The organism is Paraburkholderia sp. SIMBA_053 (genome assembly GCF_046534895.1).
In the GTDB taxonomy this organism is placed as follows: Bacteria; Pseudomonadota; Gammaproteobacteria; order Burkholderiales; family Burkholderiaceae; genus Paraburkholderia; species Paraburkholderia caledonica.
Window position 1 is genome coordinate 1 of the sequence record NZ_JAWRXU010001391.1, and the last position, 246, is coordinate 246.

1 protein-coding gene is annotated in these 246 nt (G+C 70.3%); it reads right to left on the reverse strand.

The window, feature by feature from the left end:
* Positions 1-246: prephenate dehydratase domain-containing protein (locus tag SB753_RS40165; RefSeq protein WP_410805564.1), on the reverse strand; the 246-nt coding region annotated here is incomplete at both ends.

A 246-nucleotide genomic window follows, 5' to 3' on the forward strand; every position in this document is an offset into this window, starting at 1 on the left:
GTATTGCGTTGCCGCGCGGTCGCCCGCGATGGCCGCGATGGTCGGATCTTCCGCCGCCATGCGTGCGGCTTCGGCGTTACTCGACACAGCCTGGCGCTCGACATGCGGCGCGTGCGTGGCCAGCCAGCGCTGGCACTGCGCAAGCGCCTGCGCATGCGCGCACACGCGCGTCACACCGGCCAGCCCGCCGTTGAGCGTGAGCAGATTGTGATGGATCGGCAGCGCGAGTTCGCCGCCGATCAGCAG